This is a genomic window from Lacinutrix venerupis (genome assembly GCF_003663945.1).
Taxonomy (GTDB): Bacteria; Bacteroidota; Bacteroidia; order Flavobacteriales; family Flavobacteriaceae; genus Lacinutrix; species Lacinutrix venerupis.
The window spans coordinates 44,693-70,523 of record NZ_RCCH01000005.1 but is presented as its reverse complement, the minus strand read 5'-3'; the positions used below and the strand labels follow the sequence as shown (position 1 = coordinate 70,523).

The following is a 25,831-nucleotide window of genomic DNA, read 5'->3' as shown; positions in this document are numbered from 1 at the left end:
TTATATCTTTTTTTTGCCATATATGGCAGCAAAAAAAAGGATGCCACTACTATCCTTAACGCAAAAAACAAAAGCACTTCTTCCTATTAGAAGTGCTTTTATTTTTAACACAATTACAACCAACACAAACCCTAATACCGTATCTAAATAAAGCAACACATTTTCACGTAATAACCATACATGATAAAACAAAAAATAAAAGCATTACTAAAAAAGAAATGGGTAAAAAAAAGCCTTTTAACAGGAGTAATAGTACTAACTTTAAGCATAATTTTTTACCTAAGTATCTATTTTGGAGCCTTTGGAAAACTACCAAATACTGCAGAATTAACAAACTTAAAACAAGCCGAAGCCACCCAAATTTTAGATAAAGACAGCACACTTATTGGTAAATATTATATTTACGATAGGCAGCCATTAACATACCAAGAATTTCCTAAACACCTTCTAAATGCTTTAATAGCAACAGAAGATGTTAGGTTTTACGAGCATGATGGCGTAGATAATGTAAGTTTATTACGTGTGTTTTTTAAAACTATTCTATTTCAAGACCAATCGTCTGGAGGCGGCAGTACAATAACATTACAGTTAGCAAAAAATTTATTTGGAAGAGAAAATCACTTTGCTTTTAGTACAGTAATTAATAAAATAAAAGAGTCTATTGTTGCAAAACGAATAGAGAAAATTTACACCAAAAAAGAAATACTAACACTTTACCTTAACACAGTACCGTTTCCAGATAATACATATGGTATAGAAAGTGCATCGCGTAAATTTTTTAACGTTTCTACAAGTAATTTAACGGTATCGCAAGCAGCAACATTAATAGGAAGTTTAAAAGCAAATAGTTATTATAATCCTAGACGAAATTTAGCAAATAGCCAGAAACGTCGTGATGTTGTACTACAGCAAATGTTCAAATACAATTTTTTAAAAGAAACAGAATTAGAAAAAGCAAAACAAGACTCTTTAAAATTAGATTACCAATCTTTTAATCACGATTTAGGATTAGCACCTTATTTTAGAGCACAATTAAAAAAGGAATTAAGCACCATTTTAGCCAATTATAAAAAGCCAAATGGCGAACCTTACGATTTGTATAACGATGGTTTAATAGTACACACCACATTAGACCAGCAAATGCAAGAGTATGCAGAAGAAGCTATGCAATCTCACTTAGCAAAATTGCAAAAAGCTTACGAAGCTTCTTACGGTAAAAATGCACCTTGGAAAACTAATAAAAAGTTAATTGAGAGTGCTTTAAAAACATTACAAGAATATAAAAAACATAAAGCTTCAGGTCTAAATCATGATCAAATTATAGATTCACTTTCTGTAAAACATGAAGTAGAATTATTTAATTGGGATGGTGTTACAAAAGCACAATTATCTACAATAGATAGTTTACGACATTACTTAAAGTTTTTAAATACAGGCATGATAGCTTTAGATCCTAAAACAGGAGCAGTAAGAACTTATGTTGGCGGTGCAGATTATAGATTTTTTAAATACGATCATGTTTCGCAAAGCGAGCGTCAAGTAGGTTCAACCTTTAAACCTTTTGTGTATACCGCAGCTATAGAAAATGGTATGAAACCATGTACTTATTTTTCGCCAAAAGCCATTACTTATACAGATTATAAAAACTGGACACCAACCAACTCTGGAAGTAAAGCCGAAGATCCACATATTAACTACAATTTAGAAACAGCTTTAAGCCAATCTATGAATACTATTGCAGTTAAGGTTTTAAATGAAGTAGGAATAGATAATGTTTTGCAGCAAGCTAAAAAATTAGGTATTACAAAAGAATTGCCTAAAGAACCATCTTTAGCTTTGGGTGTAGCAGAAATTAATATAAAAGAACTTGCTGGCGCTTATGCCAGTTATGTAAACAATAGTAAACCGGTTAAGCCTTATTTTATTACTAAAATTGAAGATAAAAACGGAGTAGAAATTGTGTCTTTTAAACCAGAAGAAAATACAACTAAAGCTTATAGCGACGATACTAGACAAGTAATGCTACAAATAATGAAAGCTACTGTAAACTCTGGAACTGCAGCAAGACTTCGCTCTACTTATAATCTTAAAAATAATATTGCAGGAAAAACAGGTACAACTCAAAATAATAAAGATGGTTGGTTTGTAGGTGTAACACCAAATTTGGTTACTGTAAATTGGGTTGGTAACGATAATTATAATATTGGTTTTAAAACCACAGGATTAGGGCAAGGTGCAAATTCAGCACTACCAATTTTTGCTAAATTTTATCAGAAATTAAATTTAGATTCAAATTATAATTCAATAACAAAAAGTAATTTCGAAAATCCTTCAGCTAGCGTTATCGATGCTTTAAATTGTGAAGATGAAAAGCGAGATGGTTTCTTAAAAAGACTATTTGGTAAAAAGAAAAGCGAACGTAAGTTCAATAAAAAGCATTAGATTTTTATAAATTCTTTTTATTCTGCTCTTTTGTAATAAAAATCTACTTTTACTTGTTCATTATCCATGTTACCTTCAATCCAAGCATGTATTGAATCTTTTACTGGATTTGAATATGATATTTTTGACGGAAAATCATGTTTTAAATTCTCGAAAGTAGAAATATTATTATTAGTAGGTTTAAGTATAAAAGTTACTGGCTTATTGTCATTTTCATTATAAGCCACAACCGTAAAAGCTACTGTGGTATCAATTTGTTGTAGTGTAATGCGCTCTGCAAAAACGGTGTCGTTTTCTACAATAGTATAGCTATGTGCTTTTAAAGTACTATCATTTGCTTTTTGCCAGTTTTCGAAAGATTGTTTTTTTTCAGTAATATTAGTCCAGTTTCCAACTAGCCATTGTAGTTGTTCAATTTTTTCATAATTTTTTTTTAATACTTCTGTTTGTTTTACTTCTTTTTTACAAGAAAAAAAAGTTAGGATTAAACATGATATAAGTGCTTTTTTCATTTTAAAAGTTTTAAAAACAGAAAGATACAAAAAAACGCGTTTCTTTTAAGAAACGCGTTTTTTAAAAATGTTATAGTATATAATCTATAGGTTATAGCTTAAACCTAATAGCCAGTAAGACTGTAATTTGTTATCTACATTGTCAAATGTTGGAACTGCTTGAGCAGGAATTGCTAAAGGATCGAACTGTCCTAATGCATAGTTAAGTGCTTCTTGTTTGTTGCTTCTTAAACCAAAATCAAAACCAACACCAATCATTTTCCATAAAGTATAGCTAAATGAGTTTGTCCAAGTTACATTAGATAAGTCTCCGCTTTTATAGCTCTGGAAAGTAGATAAGTTAGACTTAAAGCTAATTGCACCAATTTGTCTTGTATAATCTGCAACAATTTTTGCGCCTAAAGAAGAATCAAAAATAGCGTCATTATCTGCAAATACAAAGTTGTAGTTTAATGGGTGTACAACAACAATTAAATTTTCTAAAGGTGTCCAAGTTCCACCAACACCAACGTCTAAGTATCCTGGGTCGTTAAAGTTGTCTAATAATGTTGTTCTATATTCTGCTAAACCAGAAACAGCAAAGTTTTTAGTAAGGTTTCTTCCGTATAAAGAAGAAATGTTAAAAACATCTGTAGTTGGGTTAAAATTGTCATCATCTGTAGGGTCATTTTTATCGTCTAACTTAACCCAATTTAAGTTAGTTGTTAAAGAGTTTCTCCAGAAAAATTTATCTTCAATTAAATTAGCAAAACCATTAATAGAAACACCAATGTTTCCAGAAGCATTATCTGGAGTACCTTGAGAGTACCAATTGCTAAAGTTAGAAATAGTACCACCTACAGTACCAAAAAGACCTTTTCTCCATCCTGGAAGTGCATCTATTTGTGCTTGTATTGCATTCGCTTCGGCTTGAAACTTGTCTGCCTCAGCTTGTTTTTCTGCTTTTTGAGTTTTTAACTCTTCTTTTGTCTGTGCGTTAATTGAAAATGTTCCAATAGATAACGCTAATAATAATAAAAGTTTTTTCATTTTGAATATTAAAATTTTATGTTGCAAAAGTATAGCAATTAGAAGTAATTGCTAAAATTATAACGACTATTTAGTGTAAAATATAGATTAAGTGATTGGTTTAAACGACAACTAACGTTTAAATAATGGCACAGATGAGCAAGCTTCACCAAATAATATGGATTTTACAACTGGTTTTAACTTGTTACTTACCATAATTAATGCGCTATCTGGTACTGGTTTTTTAGAGCAACCTTTAATAATAACAGGTTTGTCTTTATAAATTTTAGTGTCTAAATTGGCTATTATTTCTTGGTAAATTTCTGTTTCTAGTGCTTCTAAATTGCCTAAAACTGTTTTTTTTGTATAAGGTTGAAGTTGTAGTGTAATTAACATAAATGCCCAAGCTGGTACAATAGCATCGGTAGAGCAGGTAAGTGCTACGTATTGGTCTTGGTGTTGCGACCAATTGTAATTTTTTACTTTTTCACGAAAATCTTTTTCACGTAAAACAAAACCTTCATACAACCAGTCTTTAATATCAAAAACAATGCGTTTACCTTCAGGATAAAAATCCTCAAGATCAAAAACAACTAATTTGCTGTTTGCTACGCGATTTATAATTTCTTCTGCCATAATACAAATTTAAATATTTATTGGTATCCTTCTGCTTGTAGTGTAAATAATTCTGCGTACAATAATTTGTTTTGCATTAATTCTTCGTGCGTTCCAATTTCTAGTACGCGTCCTTCTTCTAGCACTAAAATTCTATCGGCTTGCCTAACGGTACTAAATCTATGAGAAATAATAATACTTGTTTTGCCTTGTGTTAAGCCAATAAAACGGTCAAACACTTCGCTTTCTGCTTTGGCATCTAGTGCAGAGGTTGGCTCATCTAATATCATTACTTTAGCATCTTTCATGTAGGCTCTTGCTAATGCTACTTTTTGCCATTGACCTCCAGAAAGTTCTTGTCCTTTTGCAAAACGTTTTCCTAATTGTTGGTTGTAACCAAACTTTAAATCTTGTACTACTTCGTTGGCTAAACTAAGTGCTGCTGCGTTTTCAATTTTAGTTTGGTTATCTATTTCATCTATATCACCAATGGCAATGTTTTCTTTAACTGTAAACTCGTATTTAAAGAAATCTTGAAAAATGACACCAAAATATTCTTGATAGTCTGCTTTGTTGAACCTGTTAATATTAATACCGTCTAGTAATATTTCTCCCGAGGTTGGTTCGTAAAAACGTAATATAAGTTTAGTTAAGGTTGTTTTTCCTGCTCCATTTTGTCCTACAAAGGCTAGTTTTTCGCCAGCTTTCATTGTAAAACTAATACCTTTTAATATTTCGTTATCTGATCCTGGGTAGGCAAACCTAACGTTTTTAAATTCGAATCCCTTTTTTATGGTTTCTGGAAGTGGAGTATCTTCTTTATGGTTAGGTTCTATAGATATGTCTAAAAAATCGAAATAGTCTTTTAAATATAAAGCGCTTTCTGTAATTCTTGTAAATTTTGAAAAGAAGTCTTGTAAATTTTTGGTAAGCCTGTTAAATGATCCTGATAGGAAAGTTAATTCGCCTAAGGTAATAGCTCCAGAAATTACTCTATAAATAATAAATACATAAGCACCATAATAGCTTAAAGTACCTAAAACATTAAATAAAAAACCTAAAGCCGATCGTTTTACTGCGAGCTTTTTGTTTAAATCGTAATATTCTTGAGAGAGGTTTTTAAACCTATTAACTACAAAATCTGTTAGTCCAAAGAGTTTTATTTCTTTTGCTGTTTTATCGTTAGCGCCAATAAAACGTAAGTAATCGAGTTCTCTACGCTCTGCAGTCCAACCGCGTGCTAAAGAATATTGCTGCTGGCTAAACCATATTTCGTTTATAAACGATGGTATAATGCTTAATACTAAAAGAATAATTAAGTAAGGTTCAAAATAAACTAAACCGGCAACCAAGGTGAGTATAGAAATAAGGCTTTGTACTTCTCCTAAGGCGTTAGACATTAAACCAACGCGGCCAGTTGTTTGTGTTCTGGCGCGCTCTAATTTATCGTAAAACTCAGAGTCTTCTAAAAGACTTATGTTTATTTGATTTGTTTTTTTTATAATTCTTACTGAAGAGTCTATAGAATAAGAATCGCCTAGTAAACCATCTGTTAGCGAAATAGCTCTGCTTACTAAGTCTGATAGTATAATTAATCCAAATTCTACGGCAACATAGGTCCAGAGTAGTGTTAAATCTGAAACATCTGCTTTAGATTGTAAGATAATTTCATCAATAATAATTTTACCAATCCAAAGTATAATAACTGGTAAAAGAGCACCAATAAGCCTACAAAAAGCAGAAAGTAAAAACAGTTTTTTATTAGTTTTCCAAATTTCTTTGAAAAATCTAGGAATGAAAACCAGTGCACTAAAAGACTGTTTTAAACTTGTTTTTTTATTGTCTTTAAGTGATGTTAGTTTACGTTTAGGCATTTAAAATTATTTATAACATGCCTAGTTCTAGTTTTGCTTCTTCGCTCATTAATTCTTGACTCCATGGCGGATCGAAAGTAATTTCAACTTCAGCATCATTAACGTCTTTAATTGATTTTACTTTTTCTTCTACCTCTAAAGGAAGTGTTTCTGCCACTGGACAATTAGGTGTTGTTAATGTCATTAAAATTTTAACATCGTAGTCTTCGTTTACAAAAACGTCGTAAATTAAACCTAATTCGTATATATCTACAGGAATTTCTGGGTCATAGATGGTTTTTATAACGGCAACTATTTTTTCTCCTAATGCTGTGGTGTCTATTGTTGTATCACTCATAATTTACTGTTTTTTGTTAATGTGTTTTTTTGTTGTTATAAAATTATTTTTATAAAAAACCACTTAACTTAATTGAGTTTGGTACGCAATGGCATACATTTTAATTTGTTTTATCATGCTAACCAAACCATTTGCTCTTGTTGGAGACAAATGCTCTTTTAAACCAATTTTGTCTATAAAATCTGTGTTAGCTTCAATTATATCTTTTGGATGTTGATTAGAGAATGCTCTAATTAAGATAGCAATAATACCTTTTGTAATTATAGCATCACTATCTGCTGTAAATTCCAATGCATTATTTTTTAATTCTGCATGTACCCAAACTTTACTTTGGCATCCTTTAATAATATTGTCTTCGGTTTTAAATTGTTCATCAATTAAAGGTAGGTCTTTACCTAAATCTATCATATATTGATAGCGTTCCTCCCAATCTTCAAACATTGAAAACTCGTCTATAATTTCGTCTTGTATCTCTTTAATACTTTGCATTTATCAAGTTAATTTTTCTACTACAAATTTACTAAATTCTTTAGTTCTTTTCTGTTGTAGACTTGGCAATATTTATTAGCATACTAACCAAAGGTTCAATTTCTTTATTAGGTTTTCCGGCATCAAAAGCTGGAGTTTTATATGTTTCTCCATCTTTTGTGATAGAAAAATATGCTAATGGAGCACCATCGTATTGGTGAGCTTTGCTTGGAGGCTCTAAAGTTGTAAGAGTTTTTAAATTTAAATTTGAAACCATAGCCATTACTTTAGCCCAATTCTCGTTTGAACAATTAGTTGTCTTAGGTGTATTGTCGTTTCTATTTTGTACACTTACTGTTTTATCTTCTAAAGTTATTTTTTTTGACGCAGCTCTAGTTGAAGTACTATATTCTATACTAATATTATGGTCTTGCATTATTTTGGCATCTGTATTTTTTATAGCAGAAAGTAGTTCTTTTTCTGCTTTTTTAAATATGATTTTATTGTCTTTAATTTCAAAACTAGTAGTTTCGTTTAAAGCAGTTATCATCTGTTGTTCAGCTAAATTATTTTGCTCTTCGCACATTTTTCTAGTTAAACCTAAACCGCTAAAAACAAGACTGTTTTTATTTAAAGTATAATTTCCAAAAAAATTATTGCAACCTGAAAAACCAGAGACACGATTGGTTGTTTCATCAAAAGTAATCGTAAGATTTTTTGAGTTTGTATTTATAACATTAAATGTGCCATTTAATGTTTGTTGGGTTTTATTTGTGTCACTATCTACTAAATTTGTAGTGGCTTTATTACTGGCTCCACAAGCATTTAATATAATAGCAAAGAGTAACATTGTAATTGTTTTCATAATATAATAGTTAATTATTTATAGTATAATATTACAAAAAAGAAGCCAAAGTAATTATGACAACATCATTTTTGCTTTTTTAACACCTTCTATTAAGGTATCTATTTCTGCTTTAGTGTTGTAAAAAGCAAAAGAAGCGCGTATAGTTCCTGGAATTTTATAATAATCCATAATTGGTTGTGCGCAGTGGTGTCCTGTTCTTACGGCAATTCCCATTTTGTCTAATAGTGTACCAACATCGTATGGATGAATACCTTTAAGATTAAAACTAATAACAGATGTTTTGTTTATTGAAGTGCCATATATTTTTAAACCTTCAATTTCTAAAAGTCTTTTAGTTCCATAATCTAAAAGTTCTTTTTCGTAAGCAGCAATATTATTAAACCCAATAGCATTCATATAATTTAATGCAGCTCCAAAAGCTATACCGCCGCAAATATTTGGCGTTCCTGCTTCAAATTTATGCGGTAAACCTGCATAAGTTGTTTTTGTAAAACTTACTTGGTCTATCATTTCTCCGCCACCTTGATAAGGCGGTAGTTTATTAAGCCACTCTTCTTTTCCGTATAACATGCCAACACCTGTTGGACCACACATTTTATGTGCCGAAGCAACGTAAAAGTCTACATTTAATGCTTGCACGTCTGGTTTTACATGTGGGCAAGATTGTGCTCCATCTATTAAAACTGCAGCACCAACATTATGCGCTTGCTCTATAATTTTTTCGATAGGATTTATAGTACCTAATGCATTAGAAATATGATTGACAAATACTAGTTTTGTTTTATTTGAAAGCAATTTAGAGTAGCTATCCATTTCCAACTCACCATTTTGGTTCATTGGTATAACTTTTAAAATGGCTCCAGTTTTTTCGCATAGCATTTGCCAAGGCACAATATTACTATGATGCTCTAAAGCCGATACGATAACTTCATCGTCTTTTTCTAAGAGTGAAGCAAAGCCATGAGCTACTAAATTAATACTTTCTGTTGTGCCAGAAGTTAATATAATCTCGTAAGCATGTTTTGCATTAAAATGATGCTGAATAGTGTGTCTTGCAGCTTCATATTTATCTGTAGCTTCTTGACTTAATGAATGCACACCTCTGTGAATATTAGCATTATAATTACTGTAATAATCCACAATAACATCAATTACTTGTTTTGGAGTTTGCGAGGTTGCAGCATTGTCAAAATACACCAAAGGTTTACCATTTACTTTACGATTAAGTATTGGGAAATCTGCTCTTATTTTTTTCCAATCTAACATAATACAAATTTAAGGTTTGTTTGATAAAAACAAGTGTAAAGAAAAATATAAATGATAAAAATATTTAAATTTTATACAAATGCATTTAAATAAAATGTATATTTGAAATATGTATAGTAAAGAATTAACAAAAGGAACGTTGCAACCTATTATTTTAAAGCTTATAAGTGAGCGTAACCAAATGTATGGTTATGAAATAACACAAGAGGTAAAAAAAATAACTCTTAATAAGATTGATATTTCTGAAGGAGCACTGTATCCAATTTTACATAAATTAGAAGCTAAAGGGACATTAAAAACTGAAAAAGTATTTATTGGTAAACGAGTAAGAAAGTATTATAAAGTAACTCCTGAAGGAAAAAAAGTTGTAGAGGAAGTGACTGAAGAGATTAATAATTTTATAGCAACATTAAATTTAATATTTAACCCAAAACCTATTGTATAATGCAAATTGAAGAGGAACATATAAGATTTATAGAAAACAGTTTAAAACTTTATGGTATTAATTCTCAAGATTTAAAAGAAGATTTAGTAGACCATATTTGTAGTTATGTTGAAAGTAGAGAGTCTAATAATTTTAATGAATTATATAAAGAAGCAATACAAAAATTTGGTGGTTATTCTAGTTTTCAAAACTTACAATTAGAAACTAATTTTCAAAAATTTTCTAAAAAAGCTAAAGTTGTTAATATCTTAAAGTTTATAGTAGGCTTAACAATGGTTATCTTGCTGGTAATTGGTTTTCTTTTTAAGATAATGCATTGGCCTTATGCAAATGCAATGTTAATTGTTGCAATATTACTATTTGCGTTTCTATTAATACCACTTTTGTTTTACTCTAAACATAAAAAAATACGCTACAAATTCTCTTAATAACTTTTAGTATGAAAAAATCATTTTATGTTATTGGCTTTTTAACCTTTTTTACTTTAGGAATAGGAGCTATGTTCGAATTTTTAACTTGGCCTTATAGAGGTATTATAGTTTTCATTGGTTTTATATTTTTAAATTTTGGTTTAATACCAATGTATTTTTATCAAAAATATAAACTCGCTAGGAACTAAAATATAAAAGCCTCAAACACATATTAAGTTTGAGGCTTTTTATCTAATATAAAGCTTTTTGTAGTCTACAAATCGAAACCTATATTAACACCTAACTTGTTTGCTATTATTTTAGTAATACGTTGTTTTAATTCTGGAATTTTTACAGAACTTAAAACGTTATTACTAAAAGCAAACATTAATAAGGCTCTTGCCTCTTTCTCTGGAATACCACGTTGTTTCATGTAAAACAGTGCACTTTCATCTAATTGTCCAATGGTACAACCGTGAGAACATTTAACATCATCAGCAAAAATCTCTAATTGAGGTTTTGTGTTTATCGATGCTTTATCGCTTAATAAAATATTATTATTAGACTGGAATGCGTTAGTTTTTTGCGCTTCTTTTTCAACAACTACTTTACCATTAAAAACACCAGTTGCACTGTCTGCAAAAATACCTTTATAATCTTGGTGACTTTCGCAATTTGGCTCAATATGATGTACTAATGTGTTGTGGTCTACATGTTGCTTATCTCCAATAATGGTAATACCTTTCATGGTAGAGTCCATACGTTCACCATTTTGGTAAAAGTTAAGGTTGTTACGTGTTAATTTACCTCCAAAAGAAAAAGTATGGACAAAACAGTTAGTTTGGTCTTTTTGGTTTACAAAAGTGCTATCTATTAAAGAAGCATTTTTATTATCGTTTTGGATTTTGTAGTAATCTACAATTGCACGCTTATTAGCAAAAATTTCTGTAACACTATTGGTTAAAACAGGATTATCTGTTAAACTTTGGTGACGCTCAATTATTTGTACATGAGAATTCTCGTCTACAACAATTAAATTTCTAGGTTGAAGCAATAATGCAGCCTCGTTTCCTGTAGAAAAGTGTATAATTTGAATTGGTTTTTCTACCAATTTGTTTTTTGGAATATGTATGTAAGCTCCTTCGTTAGAAAATGCTGTGTTTAGTGAAGATAAGCTATCTTTAGTTGCAATTTTATTAAAATAATTTTCGATAACTAATCTATACTTTGGCTTATTTAAAGCAGCAGACATTAAGCATACATCTATACCATCGTGTGTTACTTGTGATAAATGAGAAGAATATTTTCCATCGATAAATACAATTTTATAAGTATCTATATCGTGAATAAAATACTTTTTTATGTCTTTATAATCTATAGCATTCTCTTGCTTCGGGAATACACTATAATCGTGTTTTAAAACACTATTAAGCGATGTGTACTTCCATGCTTCTTCTTTTTTTGATGGAAAACCTTTGGCTTCAAATGTTTTAATAGCTTCATTTCGAATATTGTGTATATGCGAATCAACATCGACTTCATTTTCGAATGCTAAAAAGGATGATACTAATTTTTCTTTTAAACTCATTATTTTTAAGTCTTCAGTACTCAGTTTTCAGTTTTCAGTTTACTTTTTGGTATACTGTTTCTGTTTTCTGCCTACTTATAATTAAACATGGGTAATCAAATTTTAGTAAGTAACTGCCTACTTAATTTGATTACTGCTTACTATTTTATGCGTTCACTTCTTCTTTAATCCAGTCGTAACCTTTTTCTTCAAGTTCGTGCGCTAATTCTTTTCCACCAGATTTAACAATACGTCCATCTAATAAAACATGTACAAAATCTGGAACTATATAATCTAATAAACGCTGGTAATGTGTAATTACTACAACAGCATTGTCTTTAGATTTTAATTTGTTTACTCCATTGGCAACAATACGAAGTGCATCAATATCTAAACCAGAATCTGTTTCGTCTAAGATGGCTAACTTTGGCTCAAGCATTGCCATTTGGAAAATTTCGTTACGTTTCTTTTCTCCTCCAGAAAAACCTTCGTTTAAAGAACGCGATAAGAATTTTCTATCTATTTCTAATAATTCGGATTTTTCACGAATAAGTTTAAGCATATCTTTTGCAGGCATATCTTCTAAGCCTTTTGCTTTACGAGTTTCGTTTATTGCTGTTTTTATAAAGTTTGTTACAGAGACTCCAGGTATTTCTACAGGATATTGAAATGATAAGAAAATACCTTTGTGTGCACGTTCTTCGGCAGCTAAGTCTTCTAAATCTTCTCCATTTAAAACAATTTGTCCTTTCTCGACTTCGTATTCTTCTTTTCCAGCTATTACAGAAGCTAAAGTGCTTTTACCTGAACCATTAGGTCCCATAATTGCATGAACTTCGCCTGCTTTTACTTCAAGGTTAATACCTCTTAAAATAGATTTGTCGTCAACACTTGCGTGTAAATCATTTATTTGTAACATAGTTTTATTTTCCAATTTTAATCACTTCTTTTTTTACAGATGGTTCTTTAACACTAATAATTTCTTTAATATCAATACTATATGGCCATCCTTCTTCACCTTCTGGTTTTGGTATTATTTTACCACGAACTTGAACAAGTACACCATCTGTATCTTCTGTTCTAAATGGTTTTCCCATTTTATGTAATTCGTGCATTTTTTCATTTAATACAACACCGTATATAGCGCTGTTTCCAACTTGTAAAACTGCAGCGTCTTCATAATAAGAAAACTCACCATTTAATGTGGTTAAACCATCGTTTTGTTCTACTGTTTTATTTGTATCGTCTATTGGTGTTTCTGTTTTTGCATCATTTTTACAATTTGTAAAAATGGAAAACATAAGCAGTAAGGTTAATATTTTTTTCATTTTTATTTATTTAAAAACAACTTGCTATTTGGTGTAACTTTTATCCTACAGAACCTTCAAGGCTAATTTCTAATAGTTTTTGTGCTTCTACTGCAAATTCCATTGGTAATTTGTTTAATACATCTTTACTAAAGCCATTTACAATTAATGCTATTGCTTTTTCGGTATCGATACCACGTTGGTTACAATAGAAAATTTGGTCTTCACCAATTTTACTTGTTGTAGCTTCGTGCTCTATCATAGCACTTTTGTTATTTGCTTCTATATATGGGAATGTGTGTGCACCACACTCGTTACCCATAAGTAAACTATCACATTGGCTAAAGTTACGTGCGTTTTCTGCACGAGAGCTTACTTGTACTAATCCACGATATGAATTTTGAGATTTTCCAGCTGAGATACCTTTAGAAATAATGGTTGATTTGGTGTTTTTTCCCAAATGAATCATTTTTGTTCCTGTATCTGCTTGTTGATAATTATTTGTTACAGCAATAGAATAAAATTCACCTACAGAATTATCTCCTTTTAGAACGCAACTTGGATATTTCCATGTTACAGCACTTCCTGTTTCAACTTGAGTCCATGAGATTTTAGCATTTTTTTCGCATAAACCTCTTTTGGTTACAAAGTTATAAACACCACCTTTTCCTTCTGCATTTCCTGGAAACCAGTTTTGTACTGTTGAGTATTTTATTTCTGCATCGTCAAGCGCAATAAGCTCTACAACTGCAGCGTGTAATTGGTTTTCATCACGACTAGGAGCTGTACAGCCTTCTAGGTAAGAAACATAACTACCTTCGTCTGCAATTACTAATGTACGCTCAAATTGTCCTGTTCCTGCTTGGTTAATTCTAAAATATGTAGACAACTCCATTGGGCATTTTACGCCTTTTGGAATATAACAGAAAGAACCATCACTAAATACTGCAGAGTTTAATGCTGCATAAAAATTGTCTTTAGTTGGAACAACTGTACCAATATATTTTTTAACCAATTCTGGGTGTTCTTGTATGGCTTCAGAAATTGGCATGAAAATAATACCTTTTTCTGCGAGAGTTTTTTTAAAGGTTGTTGCTACAGAAACAGAATCTACAACAATATCCATAGCAATATTGTTCATTTTCTTTTGTTCGTCTACAGAGATTCCTAACTTTTTATACATTGCTAGTAAATCTGGATCTACATCGTCTAATGTTTTGTTTGGGTCTATAGATTTTGGAGCAGAATAATAAGCAATAGCTTGAAAATCTGGTTTGGTGTAATTAACATTTGCCCAATCTGGTTCTTCCATAGATTCCCAAACTCTAAAAGCTTCTAGTCTCCATGCGGTCATCCACTCTGGCTCTTCTTTTTTCTTAGAAATAGCACGAACAATATCTTCGTTTAAACCAATAGGAAAAGTTTCAGATTCTATATCGGTATAGAAACCGTACTCGTATTCCTTTGTTTTTAATTCTTCTCTTAAATCGTCTTCAGTGTACTTCGACATAATACGTTCTTTCAATTTTTATAATGAAAATGATTCTCCACAACCACAGGTACGGTTTGCGTTTGGATTATTAAACACGAAACCTGTTCCGTTTAAACCTCCAGAGTATTCTAAAGTGGTGCCAATAAGATATAAAAAGCTTTTTTTATCGACTATGATTTTTACATCATTATCTTCAAAAACTTTATCATCTTCTTCCTTGATTTTATCAAACTTTAAATCGTAAGATAAACCAGAGCAACCTCCACTTTTAACACCAACACGAACGAAATGTTCGTTTGGATTAAAGCCGTCATCTGTCATGAGTTCAACGACTTTCTTTTTAGCTGTATCAGAAACTTTAATCATATTCTTATATAGAATTATCTAAATAGGTTGCAAAGATACAATATTGGTCTGTGTTTACCATACAACCTAACATTATATTAGCATATGGTTAAATAGGTGTTTTTTATAGCCTTTTTTCTTTGTGTTTTCTTACTCTTGAAAGTCAGGGTTGGTAAGAAATGATGGGTCTGAAAGTGATAATAAAAAAGCTTTTAAATCTGCTTTGTCTCCTTCTGAAAGATTAACACCACCAAATTCTACTTTTTTCATAAGTGGATCTATGGTTTCAGAATCTTGTAGTCCTGTGCTGTAAAATTCTATAACTTGGTCTAAAGTTTCAAATCTGCCATCATGCATATAAGGAGCTGTATAGGCAAGGTTTCTAAGCGACGGGCTTCTAAATTTGCCATTATCGTTTTCATCTCCAGTAACACTTCCTAAACCTAAATCTGTAAATGTGGCATCTAAGCCATTGTTATGAAAAGAATTATCTGTCCATAGCGGATTATTTGGGTTTCCATGACAATGGAGGCAATCTCCTCTATCTTCGTCCATAAAAACATTTAAGCCATTTTGTTCTTGAGGTGTAAGCGTTGCTTGACCTAATGAAAATTTATCGAATTTTGAATTTGCCGAAATAAGTGTGCGCTCAAATTGAGCTATAGCTTTGGTGGTGAGCTCTTTTGTAATTATTGAAGTTTTAAATGCTAAACGAAATAATTCTGGATACTCTGCATCGCTTTGCAGCCTATCTACTACGTTGTCCCAATCACTATGCATTTCTATAGGGTTTTGAACAGGTTCTAATGCTTGACGTTCTAGGCTTAGCTCCTCTCCATCCCAAGTAAAGCGCTCGTTATAATTCCAAGCTAAATTAAATAATGGCATAGAGTTTCTGTCTCCAAAAGTGCCATCTATTCCAGCGCTTGTAGATGTATTGTCTGTAAATGCGTGTTGTGGAGAATGACAAGAGGCACAAGCCATAGTTTGGTCTCCCGAAAGTTTTTTATCATAAAATAACTTTTTACCTAATGCAACACCTTGAACTGTTAGTTGATTGTTAATTGGTATTACTGGTGGGATGATGTTGTTTTTAAATATTTCAGGAATATCTAATGAAAGTGGAGTAGGCTCATAAGTTTCTGTATCTGGTTCGCTCTCTTTAGAGCAAGCCGAAATAGAAATAATTAATATTATATATATAAACCAATTTTTCATAAATTAGTTTACTGTGTAACATTTGTTATGCTAAATACACTTAAAACATTTTCTTGTATCATTTTTTGAGCAGTATAATTAGGCATTAATGGTGTGTCTAAAACATTTAAATCCCACGTGTTTGGGTTTTTAAAAAATTCTGCAATATTCATGTTTACATTTATTGTAGTATTATTTGTTATTACAATAGGTGTTTCTAATTCAATAATTGCAAAATTTTGTTCGAAGTTATCTGTGTCTACACGAGCGGTTCCGTTATGGAAATTAAACGGGCTAGGTGAGGTGTCTACATTATACATACCATCAAACTGTAAAAAGTGATAACCACCACCTAACATTGTTGGCCAATTCCAAGAAGCGCTATTTAAATCTAAATAAGTACCGTCAATATTATCTTCTTCATTAAATCCCCAAACAAATTTTAAGGTGTAAGTTCCAGTTGGAATAGTATTGTTTACTGGTGTAAAATTATAGGTGTTTGGTGCTTCTAAATCTGTAAATTTATATCCATCAAAGCTATACGTTTCTCCAGCAGTATTTGTTAATTGTAACCTTGAAACAAGATACCTTAGTCTTGTAATGTTTATAGATTCACCATTGGCATTTACTACTGTTTCTGTAGTTAGATTGTTATTATTTATTATTGTATTGTCCCAAGTATGAGAAAACGTAAAATTTACATTTGCATTAGCAACTAAATTATCATCGTTATCCTCTGCGCAAGAAGCAAAAATTAAAAAGGTAGATAATAATAAGATGAATGTTTTTTTCATTTTAATCAATGTTAATAATTAGTAAGTCTGAGAATCCTTTGTTTTCAGTAATATCTTCATCGTTACTGTAGGTGTCACCAACTACAACAACTTTTTTATTGTTTAATTCGGTAATGCCATAACCATAATCTATGTTGGTTCCTCCAATTGTAGCTTCCCACTCTATGTTGCCAACACTGTTTATTTTAAGTGCCCAAACATCGTTTTGTCCTTTATTTTGCGAAACATCTCCGTCGCTACTTCTTGAGCTTCCGGCTAATAAAAATCCGCCATCTTGTGTTGCAGAAATATCTCTTGCGGCATCAAAACTTGTTCCTCCTAAGGTTTTTTCCCAAAGTAATTCGCCTGAAGGAGAAATTTTAATTAGCCATAAATCTGCCGCACCAATATTATTTGAAATATCTACATTATTACTTCTAGTGTCTCCTGCTATTAAGTAATTTCCATCGCTAGACTTAACTATAGACCAGGCATCGTCTATTTCTTCTCCTCCAAAAGATTTTTCCCATTCAATATTGCCTGTTTCAGAAATTTTAACAACCCAAAAATCATAAGAGCCAATATTGTTAGAAATATCAGTATCGTCGCTATCTGAGCTTCCCACCATAATATAGCCATTGTCTTCTGTTTGTACTACATTTTGTGGTGTATCGGAAAGTAAGCCACCATAATATTTACTCCATTGTAAAGTACCAGAATTATCTAATTTTATTGCCCAATAATCTCCTCCTGCATGATTTGTATTATTTTGCTTTGTATTGCCTTCTCCATTGGAGGCTGTAACATCTAATACTCCGGTAATTAAGTAGCCGGAATCATTAGTTTGAATAACTGAAATTCCGTAATCTGCACCTTGGTATCCAAAAGACTTTTGCCATAAAATATTTCCTGAAGCATCTAGCTTTGCAAACCAAAAATCATTTTGACCATTGTTGCTAGAAACATCTTCATTATTGCTAAAACTTTCTCCTAAAATGGCATAACCGCCATCATTAGTTTGAATAATGTCTTCTCCTTTATCATCGCCCGTTCCACCATAGGTTTTATTCCATTCTATTTCATTATCTTGATTAAACTTTAAAACCCAAAAATTATAACTTTCATGTTGTTTATCTATAATATCGCCATCCATGCTTTGTGTAAAGCCTAAAACAGCATAACCTCCGTCGCTGGTACTTACAATTTCTTGAGCGCTGTCGTTAATAGAGCCTCCAAATGTTTTTACAGCAGTAACTAGACCGGTAGCAGAAGTATTATTTTCTGTAATTACAGCAATATCTCCATCATCGTTTTTACAGCTTATTGATATGATAGTAATTCCAATAAGAGATAGATAAAATAGTACGTTTTTATTATAGTTCATTTAAAAATTAATTACTTTTTCTTAATACAAATAATCCACCTTCAATATCACTAACAATAATATTTCCGCTTTCAAAATAAGGGTATACACTCCAAACACCATTAAAATTTGCATTATCATTGTCCGGAAAAGTGTCAAAAAATGCGGTTTCTACCATTGCGTTTGATGATGCAGAAATATTAGTAATATCTAATATTCTTAATCCAGCTCTATAATTAGCAAGGTAGAATTCGTTTCCTTTAATATAACCATTATGATCTATAGCAGTTGTTGGTCCAAAAAAAGTTGATGATAATGATGGATTATCTAAATCTGTTAAATTAAAGATTAAAGTTTTTGTGTTGAATCCAAATTCATCTTCATCTAACTCGTCACCTAAAACAAAGTAGGCATGATCGTCTGTAAACCAACCTTGATGTGCGTAATCTATTTGTGGGTATGTAAAGTCGCTAATTGGAATTACATTATTTTTATCTGTAACATCAAGTATAACAACTTTGTCTGTGTTACCATTGCTTCCAACATATATTTGTCTGCCAGTATAATCTAAATCTGGCCCGTTATATGTAACTACTTGAGCGTCGTGAGAGTAACCTCCAGCTGAATAATCGCCTAAAAAAGTTGGATTAAGAGGATTGGAAATGTCTACAAAAATAGGACCTCCGCCATTTGTTGAAGTACAGCCTACTAAATAGGCAACAGCTTCACTTTCGTTAATAACAATGTTATGGCAGCTACCAACTCCTGTATAAACAGTATCTGCAGTAAAACTTTCGGGAGCATTTGGTACATTTCTTAATCTAGTTAGATCAAAAACCTGCATACCATGATTTCCGACATTATCTGCAACTATAAAAGCATGGTTGTTATAGACTTTAACGTCTCTCCAAGCGTTTGTACCAGCGTTGGTGTTTAAACGTCCTAAAAAAAGAGGATTTACAGGATCTGTAACATCTACAAAGGCAGTACTATTTGTTAAAGCTATTATAGCGTATTCATTGTTATTAGTTGGGTCCGTCCATCCCCAAATATCTGCGCCATTTATACCTGCGCTTCCGCCTAAAACCTCTGCGCTTATAGCAGATAACAAATCTATGCCATTACAAGGATATATGCCTGCCATACCATTTACACAAGGAGTTAAAGCGGTAATGCTAGATTCGCAAGCATCTCCTATACCGTTATTGTTAGCATCTTCTTGGTTAGGATTAGGAGTGTTTAAACAATTATCTTGTGCATCTGGTATTCCATCGCCGTCTACATCACTAATTTGAATAATGGAATTACCTGTATCATCGTTTGAACAGTTATTTAATGTAAATAATACAATAATACAAACTATTATGTATGATGTAGTGTTTTTCATTTTTAGATTTATTATTCAATTACCAGTTTTTTGGTAATTGTATTATTAATTTTTATTAAATAAACTCCTGCTGAATAATCGCTTACAGGTAAAACGAATTCTTGACTGTTAATATTGTTCTTTTTATATACTTTTTGGCCAAGAATAGTATAGATTTCAATAGATTTAATAATATTATTTTTATCACCTTTTAAAGTCGAAGTCGAAGTTGTAGGATTTGGAGATAAATGAAAATTTTCTTGTAATTTAAAATTAGCTGTATTTAAAGTACCACTTTTTCTTACTATAAATAGGCCACTTTCTATATCGCTAATAATAATATTTCCACTTGAAAAATAAGGATAAACACTCCATGCACCATTAAAGTTAGCGCTATTGCTTGACGGGAAAGTGTCAAAATAACCAATTTCGGCATTAGAATTATTAGTCGATATTAATGTTGGTACATCTAAAACACGTAAACCAGCTCTATAGTTTGCCATATAAAATTTATTTCCGTTAACATACCCATTATGGTCTATAGCAGCAGTTGGTCCATAATAATCATTAATTAAATTTAAAGCAGGATTGTTAAAATTAGCATCTAAATCTTGGAAATCGAAAATTAAAGTACGCGTATTGTTCCCAAAAGATTGTTCATCGGTTTCATCTCCCAAAATAAAATAACGTTGATCGTCTGTAAACCAACCTTGATGCGCATAAGATATTTGAGGATAAGAGAAAGTTCCTATTGGAATAATATTGTTTTTGTTTGTAACATCTAAAATTACTACAGTATCCGAGTTTCCATTACTTCCTATGTAAATTTGTCTTCCAGTTATGCCATTTGCAGGATCGTAATAATCTGTATCTGGACCTGTGTATGTAACTACTTGTGCATCGTGAGAATATCCGCCAGCAGTATAATCTCCAATAACATTTGGATTTGATGGGTTGGAAATATCTACAAAAATTGGACCTCCTCCATTTGCAGAACCGCAACCTACTAAGTAAGCAATACCTTCAAATTCATTTATAACAATGTTGTGGCAGCTACCAATAGTAATTTCTCCTTCGCCTCCATTTCCTTGAAATCTTAAAACTTGGTTGCCATCATAGGTTAGATCTGCATCAACACCATTTCTTAAAATTGTTAAATCAAATATTTGCATACCGTGATTTCCAACGTTATCTGCAACAATAAAAGCATGGTTGTTATACACCTTAACGTCTCTCCAAAATGAATTGTTTCCATTTGCAGTTTCTATACGTCCTAAAAATACAGGATTAATAGGATTTGTAATATCTACAAAAGCCGTACTATTTGTTGTTGCAATTATGGCATATTCTTTTCCGTCTAATGGATCTGTCCATCCCCAAATGTCACTACCTTCTGGGTTTCCAGAAGTTGTTGCAAGTGTGGAAATTGGTATTCTAGACATTAAATCATAATCATTACAAGGATAAATATCTGCCATACCAGATTCGCAAGGAGTTTGGGCATTCGAAAGCAATGAATAAGAAGTAAAAACAAGTAGAAATAAAAAGTAATTTTTAAACATGAGGCTTAATCTTAATTAAAGATGGTTTGCGAAATTAACGAAAAATAAAGATAAAATGTTGGTTTATAGTATGAAAATACAGGGTTGTAAAGTTTGGATGTTATTTTTTATGCAGAAAAAACAAAGTAAATTTTACATTACTTATTAATTCATCTTCTTATTTTTGCATTATGATAGAAGATAAAAATCAAGCACGTACACCATTAAGTGAATTAGGAGAATTTGGACTTATAGATCACTTAACCAAACAATTTGAAATTAAACACACATCTACAGTAAAAAGTATTGGAGATGATGCTGCAGTTTTAGAGTTTAGTAATAAACAAATTGTAGTAACTACAGATATGTTGGTAGAAGGTGTACATTTCGATTTAAGCTATGTTCCTTTAAAGCATTTAGGATATAAGTCTGTAATTGTAAATTTATCTGATGTTTACGCTATGAATGCTCAAGCAACTCAGGTAACAGTTTCTATAGCAGTTTCAAATCGTTTTCCTTTAGAGGCTTTAGAAGCTTTATACGAAGGTGTTGCTTTAGCATCTAAAATATATAATATTGATGTTGTTGGTGGAGATACTACCTCTTCAACTTCTGGTTTATTAATTTCTGTTACAGCAATTGGAGAAGTAAATCCTGAAGATGCAGTATATAGAACAGGTGCAAAACCTAACGATTTGCTTGTTGTAACCGGAGATTTAGGTGGTGCTTATATGGGACTTCAAGTTTTGGAGCGTGAAAAAGAAGTATTTAAAGTGAACCCAAATAACCAACCAGATTTAGATGCTTATACTTATATTATGGAGCGTCAATTAAAACCTGAAGCTAGAAAAGATATTGTAAAACTTCTTAAAGATTTAGATGTAAAACCAACATCTATGATTGATGTAAGCGATGGTCTTTCTTCAGAAATTTTACATATTTGTAAAGCTAGTAAGGTAGGATGCGATTTATATGAAGATAAATTACCACTTGATCCTCAGGTTATTTCTACTTGCGAAGAATTTAATATAGATAGTACAACTGTTGTGCTAAATGGAGGTGAGGATTATGAGTTATTAATGACTATTTCTCAAAAAGATTTTCCAAAAATAAAAGCAAATCCTAATTTAACTGTTATAGGTTATATAACAGATGAAAGTGTTGGAGCAAATCTAGTAACTAGAGGTGATACAAAAATACCATTGCAAGCACAAGGTTGGAAGAATTTTAATAGCTAAAATTTAAGATGTCATTTTATAAGCAATATGTAGTTCTTCTCTACGTAATCTTGCTTGCCTTTTATTGTGTATTCGAGAAAGAATAGAATTAATTTCTTGATATTTTGGTGTAAGCTCTACTAATTGTCCATTGCCATTAGTAGTTAATTGCTTATTACAATTACAACATTTATACTCTTTTACGTGATACGTTACTTTTTTTGAAACTTCGTATTTATGGCCAAATAGATTACAAAATACAGACATGGTTAATTAAGTTTTTAAGATGATTTTGACTTTGAACTTTGATTAATAGGCAGTTAAATATATATAAAAAAATAATATCATCGTTTAAAAGTTATATTTTTTCGACAAAAAGCATAATTTGTTTAATAAAATCTATTTTGTTTTCGATATGGCTCATATGTCCTTCTGAAAAAATATAACTTTCAATATTGTGTTTTTTGGTAAATTTTAGAATGTTTTCAACATCAAGAATAGTATCTTTTTTACCTAATAATACTATTTTTTTAAATGATGCTTCAGTAAAAAAAGTAGAAGAATCTTCTCTTAATCGCATACCTTCATTTGCAGACATATAACCTTGAATAGGTGTTTTAAGTGCTGTTTTTAAAGCTTCATTATAAACTTCGTTATATTTTAATTTACTTTCGGCACTAAAAAGATTGGCAAAACTCATGCGTACCATATTTTCATAATTGTTTTGTGCCATTTTGTTAGCGCGAGCTCTTAGTTGTTTTCTTTCAATACTATCTTCTTGATATGTAGAGTTTAATAAACATAAGCCTTTAACGCTTTCTAAGTGTTTTTTTGCAAAAGCTAAAGCTACATAACCACCCATAGAATGACCTATAAAAATGTATTTACGAAGTTTTAATGTTTTTAAAACAAAATAAACAGCATTTGCCATATCTTCCATTGTATGTATGTAACCCAAACATGCTGTTTTGCCGTGTCCTAATAAATCTATTGTAATTACTCTGTTTTTTTGTGCTAATACAGGTGTTAATGTGTCCCACATCGAGCTGTCTTCTAAAAAACCATGAAGCAAAACAACAACTTGACCTTTGCCTGTGTCCGAATAAAAAACGGGTATTCCTTTGTAATCTAAAATCATTTTTAAAGTATATTAGACAAATATAATTAAGAGCATTGCCAATGCTTAATTTTTTAAAAATAAATGATAAACACTAAAAATTTACTTGTTACTAGTTTTGCTTTATTTTCTTTATTTTTTGGAGCAGGAAATTTATTGTTGCCTCCACTTTTAGGATATAATGCTGGTGAAAATTGGTTTTGGGTTACTTTGGGTTTTATAATAACAGCAGTTGCTATTCCAATAATTGGTATTTATGCGCATGCTAAGTTGCAAGGCACTTTATACGATTTTGGTAAAAAAGTATCACCTTTTTTTAGTTTAGTATATTGTGTTTTAATATATGTAATTGCTGTTTCCATTCCATCTCCAAGAACAGCTGCAGCTACTCATGAAATAGCTATACATCCCAATTTTGGTACTTCACCTTTATTAACAAGTAGTATCTATTTTGTTTTGGTGCTAATTTTTGCACTCAATAGATCAAAAATATTAGACCTTATAGGTAAATACTTAACACCTTTTATAGTGTTAATGTTACTTTTGGTTATAGGAATAGGTTTGTACTCTACTCAAATGGTAACAAATGTAACTCAATTTAAAGCACCTGTTGTAAGTGGTGTTTTAGAAGGTTATCAAACTTTCGATGCTATAGGAGCTGTAGTAGTGGGAGCCGTAATAATAATCTCTATAAATTTAAAGACAAAGGCTCCTTTTAAAGAGAAAAAAAACCTTATAAAAAAAGCTGGGCTTATAGCAGGATTAGCACTATTTATTATTTATGCTGGATTAATTGCTGTTGGTGCTTTTTATGGCTCAGAAATAGATGTAAATAGCGCTTTAAGTAGCGATATGCAACGCGCAAATTTATTAACAGGTATTACCAAACAAGCACTAGGAACTTTTGGTAATACCGTTTTAAGTATATTAATAGCATTAGCATGTTTTACAACTGCTGTAGGTATTGTAACAGGAACTGCAGATTATTTTAAAGGTTTAATTAATAATTCGCAAACAGTTTATGTAGTAACAGCTATAATTGCTAGTGTTTTTGGAGTAATAATAGGTCAATTAGATTTTAATTCTATTATAGTAATAGCGTTACCCGTTTTGTTATTTATTTATCCAATAACAATTGTGCTTATTTTACTCAATGCACTTCCAGATAAATATGCATCAAAATTAGTGTTTCGTATTGTTGTTTTGCTAACATTTGTTTTTAGTATTCCAGATGTTTTAGGCTTTTTAACGCCATCTAAAGAATTAAGTAGTGTTATAGATGTTATTCCATTTGCAAAACATAGTTTAGGTTGGGTCTTGCCAGCTTTTATTGGGTTTATTTTGTTAAATTTTAAAACTTTTACGACTAAAGCTATATCTAATTAATATTTGCAATATGGCAGAGCAAGACATTAAAAAATACGCTTATAAAAATATATTTTCACTTAGTGTTGTACAGTTTGAAAAAGCTTGTGTTTTTAATAAACCAGAACAGGTAGATGCATATAGTATTTATTGGATACAAAAAGGAAAAGGCACATATAATATAGATTTTGAAAGTTATGATTTTCAAGATAATATTTTGTTTTTTCTCTCTCCAGGACAAGTGTTTTCTATAGATACCGAAAAAATTAATACAGCATATAAAATTACATTTGTTCGTGACTTTTATTGTATTCAAACACATGATAAGGAGGTTGCTTGTAATGGCGTACTATTTAATAACGTTTACAAAACGCCTTTTGTAAAACCTTGTAAAAGCGATACGCAAAAATTACAATTAATATTAGAAGGTTTAATAGAAGAGTTTAAAACTAGCGAGGCAGCACAATACGATATGCTTCAAACTTATTTAAAGCAATTTATTATCCATGCAGTTCGCGTACAAAAAGAACATCATACAATAAAAAAAGACGAAGAAACTAAGCTTTTTAAGGACTTTAGTGTATTAGTAGAACAAAACTTTAAAACACTTCATACTGTAACAGAATATGCAAATAGGTTAGGGCTTTCACCAAAATCCTTAACTAAACATTTTAATAAAATAGGAAATCAAACACCTAGCGATTTTATTAAAAATAGAATTATCCTAGAAGCCAAAAGACAACTCATTTACTCTAACGATTCAGTAAAGCAAATAGCCTACAAATTAGGTTTTAATGATGCAGCCTATTTTACCAGGTTCTTTAAAAAAGCAACATTAAAATCACCACTTCAATTTAAAAAAGAATATTAATATTTTGGGCGTGACCTAAAGGTCAGGCTGTACATTATATCTTTTTTTTGCCATATATGGCAGCA

At 31.1% G+C, this 25,831-nt stretch carries 27 protein-coding genes; 7 read left to right on the top strand and 20 right to left on the bottom strand.

The genetic code is table 11. From position 1 onward, the window contains the following. The first annotated feature begins 22 nt into the window (after positions 1-22). Together CLV86_RS14415 and CLV86_RS08530 are read left to right on the top strand one after the other, a co-directional pair. Positions 23-151, top strand: coding sequence for a hypothetical protein (locus tag CLV86_RS14415; RefSeq protein ID WP_282956982.1), 129 nt, complete (start codon positions 23-25; stop codon positions 149-151). Between the two features lie 29 nt (positions 152-180). After that, positions 181-2,442 (top strand): transglycosylase domain-containing protein, encoded by a 2,262-nt coding sequence (locus CLV86_RS08530; protein WP_121051618.1) that lies wholly within the window; start codon positions 181-183, stop codon positions 2,440-2,442. A 17-nt stretch (positions 2,443-2,459) separates the two neighbouring features. Here CLV86_RS08530 and CLV86_RS08525 read toward each other — a convergent pair whose 3' ends face one another. From CLV86_RS08525 to CLV86_RS08490, 8 genes are all read right to left on the bottom strand, one after another. Continuing rightward, entirely contained in the window at positions 2,460-2,954 is a 495-nt protein-coding gene (locus CLV86_RS08525; RefSeq protein ID WP_121051616.1) for a DUF6265 family protein, read from the bottom strand. 84 nt (positions 2,955-3,038) lie between these two features. Further along, positions 3,039-3,983: a DUF3078 domain-containing protein gene (locus tag CLV86_RS08520; protein WP_076731455.1), complete on the bottom strand. Its 945-nt coding sequence runs from the start codon at positions 3,981-3,983 to the stop codon at positions 3,039-3,041. Between the two features lie 111 nt (positions 3,984-4,094). After that, positions 4,095-4,598, bottom strand: coding sequence for a DUF2480 family protein (locus tag CLV86_RS08515; RefSeq protein ID WP_121051614.1), 504 nt, complete (start codon positions 4,596-4,598; stop codon positions 4,095-4,097). Positions 4,599-4,615: 17 nt separating this feature from the next. Continuing rightward, positions 4,616-6,451, bottom strand: a complete 1,836-nt coding sequence (locus tag CLV86_RS08510; protein WP_121051612.1) for an ABC transporter ATP-binding protein — start codon at positions 6,449-6,451, stop codon at positions 4,616-4,618. Between the two features lie 10 nt (positions 6,452-6,461). Continuing rightward, positions 6,462-6,788, bottom strand: a complete 327-nt coding sequence (locus tag CLV86_RS08505; protein WP_121051610.1) for an SUF system Fe-S cluster assembly protein — start codon at positions 6,786-6,788, stop codon at positions 6,462-6,464. A gap of 63 nt (positions 6,789-6,851) precedes the next feature. Next, entirely contained in the window at positions 6,852-7,277 is a 426-nt protein-coding gene (locus tag CLV86_RS08500; protein ID WP_076731451.1) for a SufE family protein, read from the bottom strand. A 40-nt stretch (positions 7,278-7,317) separates the two neighbouring features. After that, complete coding sequence (locus CLV86_RS08495; protein ID WP_121051608.1) at positions 7,318-8,121, bottom strand: META domain-containing protein; 804 nt, start codon at positions 8,119-8,121, stop codon at positions 7,318-7,320. Positions 8,122-8,175: 54 nt separating this feature from the next. Further along, the gene (locus CLV86_RS08490) at positions 8,176-9,390 is read right to left on the bottom strand and encodes an aminotransferase class V-fold PLP-dependent enzyme (RefSeq protein WP_121051606.1); all 1,215 of its coding nucleotides are present in this window, start codon (positions 9,388-9,390) and stop codon (positions 8,176-8,178) included. A 109-nt stretch (positions 9,391-9,499) separates the two neighbouring features. Between CLV86_RS08490 and CLV86_RS08485 the strand changes: the two genes are divergently transcribed. Together CLV86_RS08485 and CLV86_RS08480 are read left to right on the top strand one after the other, a co-directional pair. Further along, a complete protein-coding gene (locus CLV86_RS08485) occupies positions 9,500-9,835 on the top strand; it encodes a PadR family transcriptional regulator (RefSeq protein WP_076731449.1) in 336 nt (111 codons plus the stop codon). Then, positions 9,835-10,263 (top strand): GldL-related protein, encoded by a 429-nt coding sequence (locus CLV86_RS08480; RefSeq protein WP_121051604.1) that lies wholly within the window; start codon positions 9,835-9,837, stop codon positions 10,261-10,263. The genes CLV86_RS08485 and CLV86_RS08480 overlap by 1 nt, the downstream gene beginning before the upstream one ends. Positions 10,264-10,519: 256 nt before the next feature. Here the strand turns inward: CLV86_RS08480 and sufD are convergent, their stop codons facing one another. The 10 genes from sufD to CLV86_RS08425 form a co-directional block, all read right to left on the bottom strand. Next, positions 10,520-11,833 carry a Fe-S cluster assembly protein SufD gene (gene sufD, locus CLV86_RS08470; RefSeq protein WP_076731446.1) on the bottom strand — a complete coding sequence of 438 codons (1,314 nt, stop codon included), beginning with the start codon at positions 11,831-11,833 and terminating at the stop codon, positions 10,520-10,522. Between the two features lie 145 nt (positions 11,834-11,978). Continuing rightward, complete coding sequence (sufC, locus tag CLV86_RS08465; protein WP_076734326.1) at positions 11,979-12,731, bottom strand: Fe-S cluster assembly ATPase SufC; 753 nt, start codon at positions 12,729-12,731, stop codon at positions 11,979-11,981. Between the two features lie 4 nt (positions 12,732-12,735). Then, positions 12,736-13,140, bottom strand: coding sequence for a hypothetical protein (locus CLV86_RS08460; protein ID WP_076731445.1), 405 nt, complete (start codon positions 13,138-13,140; stop codon positions 12,736-12,738). 40 nt (positions 13,141-13,180) lie between these two features. Beyond that, positions 13,181-14,629 carry a Fe-S cluster assembly protein SufB gene (gene sufB, locus CLV86_RS08455; RefSeq protein ID WP_076731444.1) on the bottom strand — a complete coding sequence of 483 codons (1,449 nt, stop codon included), beginning with the start codon at positions 14,627-14,629 and terminating at the stop codon, positions 13,181-13,183. A gap of 18 nt (positions 14,630-14,647) precedes the next feature. After that, positions 14,648-14,977 (bottom strand): HesB/IscA family protein, encoded by a 330-nt coding sequence (locus CLV86_RS08450; RefSeq protein ID WP_076731443.1) that lies wholly within the window; start codon positions 14,975-14,977, stop codon positions 14,648-14,650. Between the two features lie 129 nt (positions 14,978-15,106). Continuing rightward, a complete protein-coding gene (locus tag CLV86_RS08445; protein WP_121051602.1) occupies positions 15,107-16,174 on the bottom strand; it encodes a cytochrome-c peroxidase in 1,068 nt (355 codons plus the stop codon). Between the two features lie 8 nt (positions 16,175-16,182). Next, the gene (locus CLV86_RS08440; protein ID WP_121051600.1) at positions 16,183-16,947 is read right to left on the bottom strand and encodes an MbnP family protein; all 765 of its coding nucleotides are present in this window, start codon (positions 16,945-16,947) and stop codon (positions 16,183-16,185) included. 1 nt (position 16,948) lies between these two features. Then, positions 16,949-18,310 (bottom strand): hypothetical protein, encoded by a 1,362-nt coding sequence (locus CLV86_RS08435; protein ID WP_121051598.1) that lies wholly within the window; start codon positions 18,308-18,310, stop codon positions 16,949-16,951. A gap of 7 nt (positions 18,311-18,317) precedes the next feature. Continuing rightward, positions 18,318-19,676: a choice-of-anchor B family protein gene (locus CLV86_RS08430; protein WP_121051596.1), complete on the bottom strand. Its 1,359-nt coding sequence runs from the start codon at positions 19,674-19,676 to the stop codon at positions 18,318-18,320. Positions 19,677-19,687: 11 nt separating this feature from the next. Further along, the gene (locus tag CLV86_RS08425) at positions 19,688-21,217 is read right to left on the bottom strand and encodes a choice-of-anchor B family protein (RefSeq protein WP_121051594.1); all 1,530 of its coding nucleotides are present in this window, start codon (positions 21,215-21,217) and stop codon (positions 19,688-19,690) included. A 170-nt stretch (positions 21,218-21,387) separates the two neighbouring features. Between CLV86_RS08425 and thiL the strand changes: the two genes are divergently transcribed. Beyond that, positions 21,388-22,434 carry a thiamine-phosphate kinase gene (thiL, locus tag CLV86_RS08420; protein WP_076731438.1) on the top strand — a complete coding sequence of 349 codons (1,047 nt, stop codon included), beginning with the start codon at positions 21,388-21,390 and terminating at the stop codon, positions 22,432-22,434. A 3-nt stretch (positions 22,435-22,437) separates the two neighbouring features. On the opposite strand, the gene CLV86_RS08415 is transcribed toward thiL, so the two are convergent. Together CLV86_RS08415 and CLV86_RS08410 are read right to left on the bottom strand one after the other, a co-directional pair. Beyond that, the gene (locus CLV86_RS08415; protein ID WP_076731437.1) at positions 22,438-22,680 is read right to left on the bottom strand and encodes a hypothetical protein; all 243 of its coding nucleotides are present in this window, start codon (positions 22,678-22,680) and stop codon (positions 22,438-22,440) included. Positions 22,681-22,771: 91 nt separating this feature from the next. Beyond that, a complete protein-coding gene (locus CLV86_RS08410; RefSeq protein WP_121051592.1) occupies positions 22,772-23,551 on the bottom strand; it encodes an alpha/beta hydrolase in 780 nt (259 codons plus the stop codon). 63 nt (positions 23,552-23,614) lie between these two features. Between CLV86_RS08410 and brnQ the strand changes: the two genes are divergently transcribed. Both brnQ and CLV86_RS08400 read left to right on the top strand, forming a co-directional pair. Further along, the gene (gene brnQ, locus CLV86_RS08405; RefSeq protein ID WP_121051590.1) at positions 23,615-24,916 is read left to right on the top strand and encodes a branched-chain amino acid transport system II carrier protein; all 1,302 of its coding nucleotides are present in this window, start codon (positions 23,615-23,617) and stop codon (positions 24,914-24,916) included. A gap of 10 nt (positions 24,917-24,926) precedes the next feature. After that, positions 24,927-25,766 carry a helix-turn-helix domain-containing protein gene (locus CLV86_RS08400; protein ID WP_121051588.1) on the top strand — a complete coding sequence of 280 codons (840 nt, stop codon included), beginning with the start codon at positions 24,927-24,929 and terminating at the stop codon, positions 25,764-25,766. Positions 25,767-25,831 lie beyond the last annotated feature (65 nt).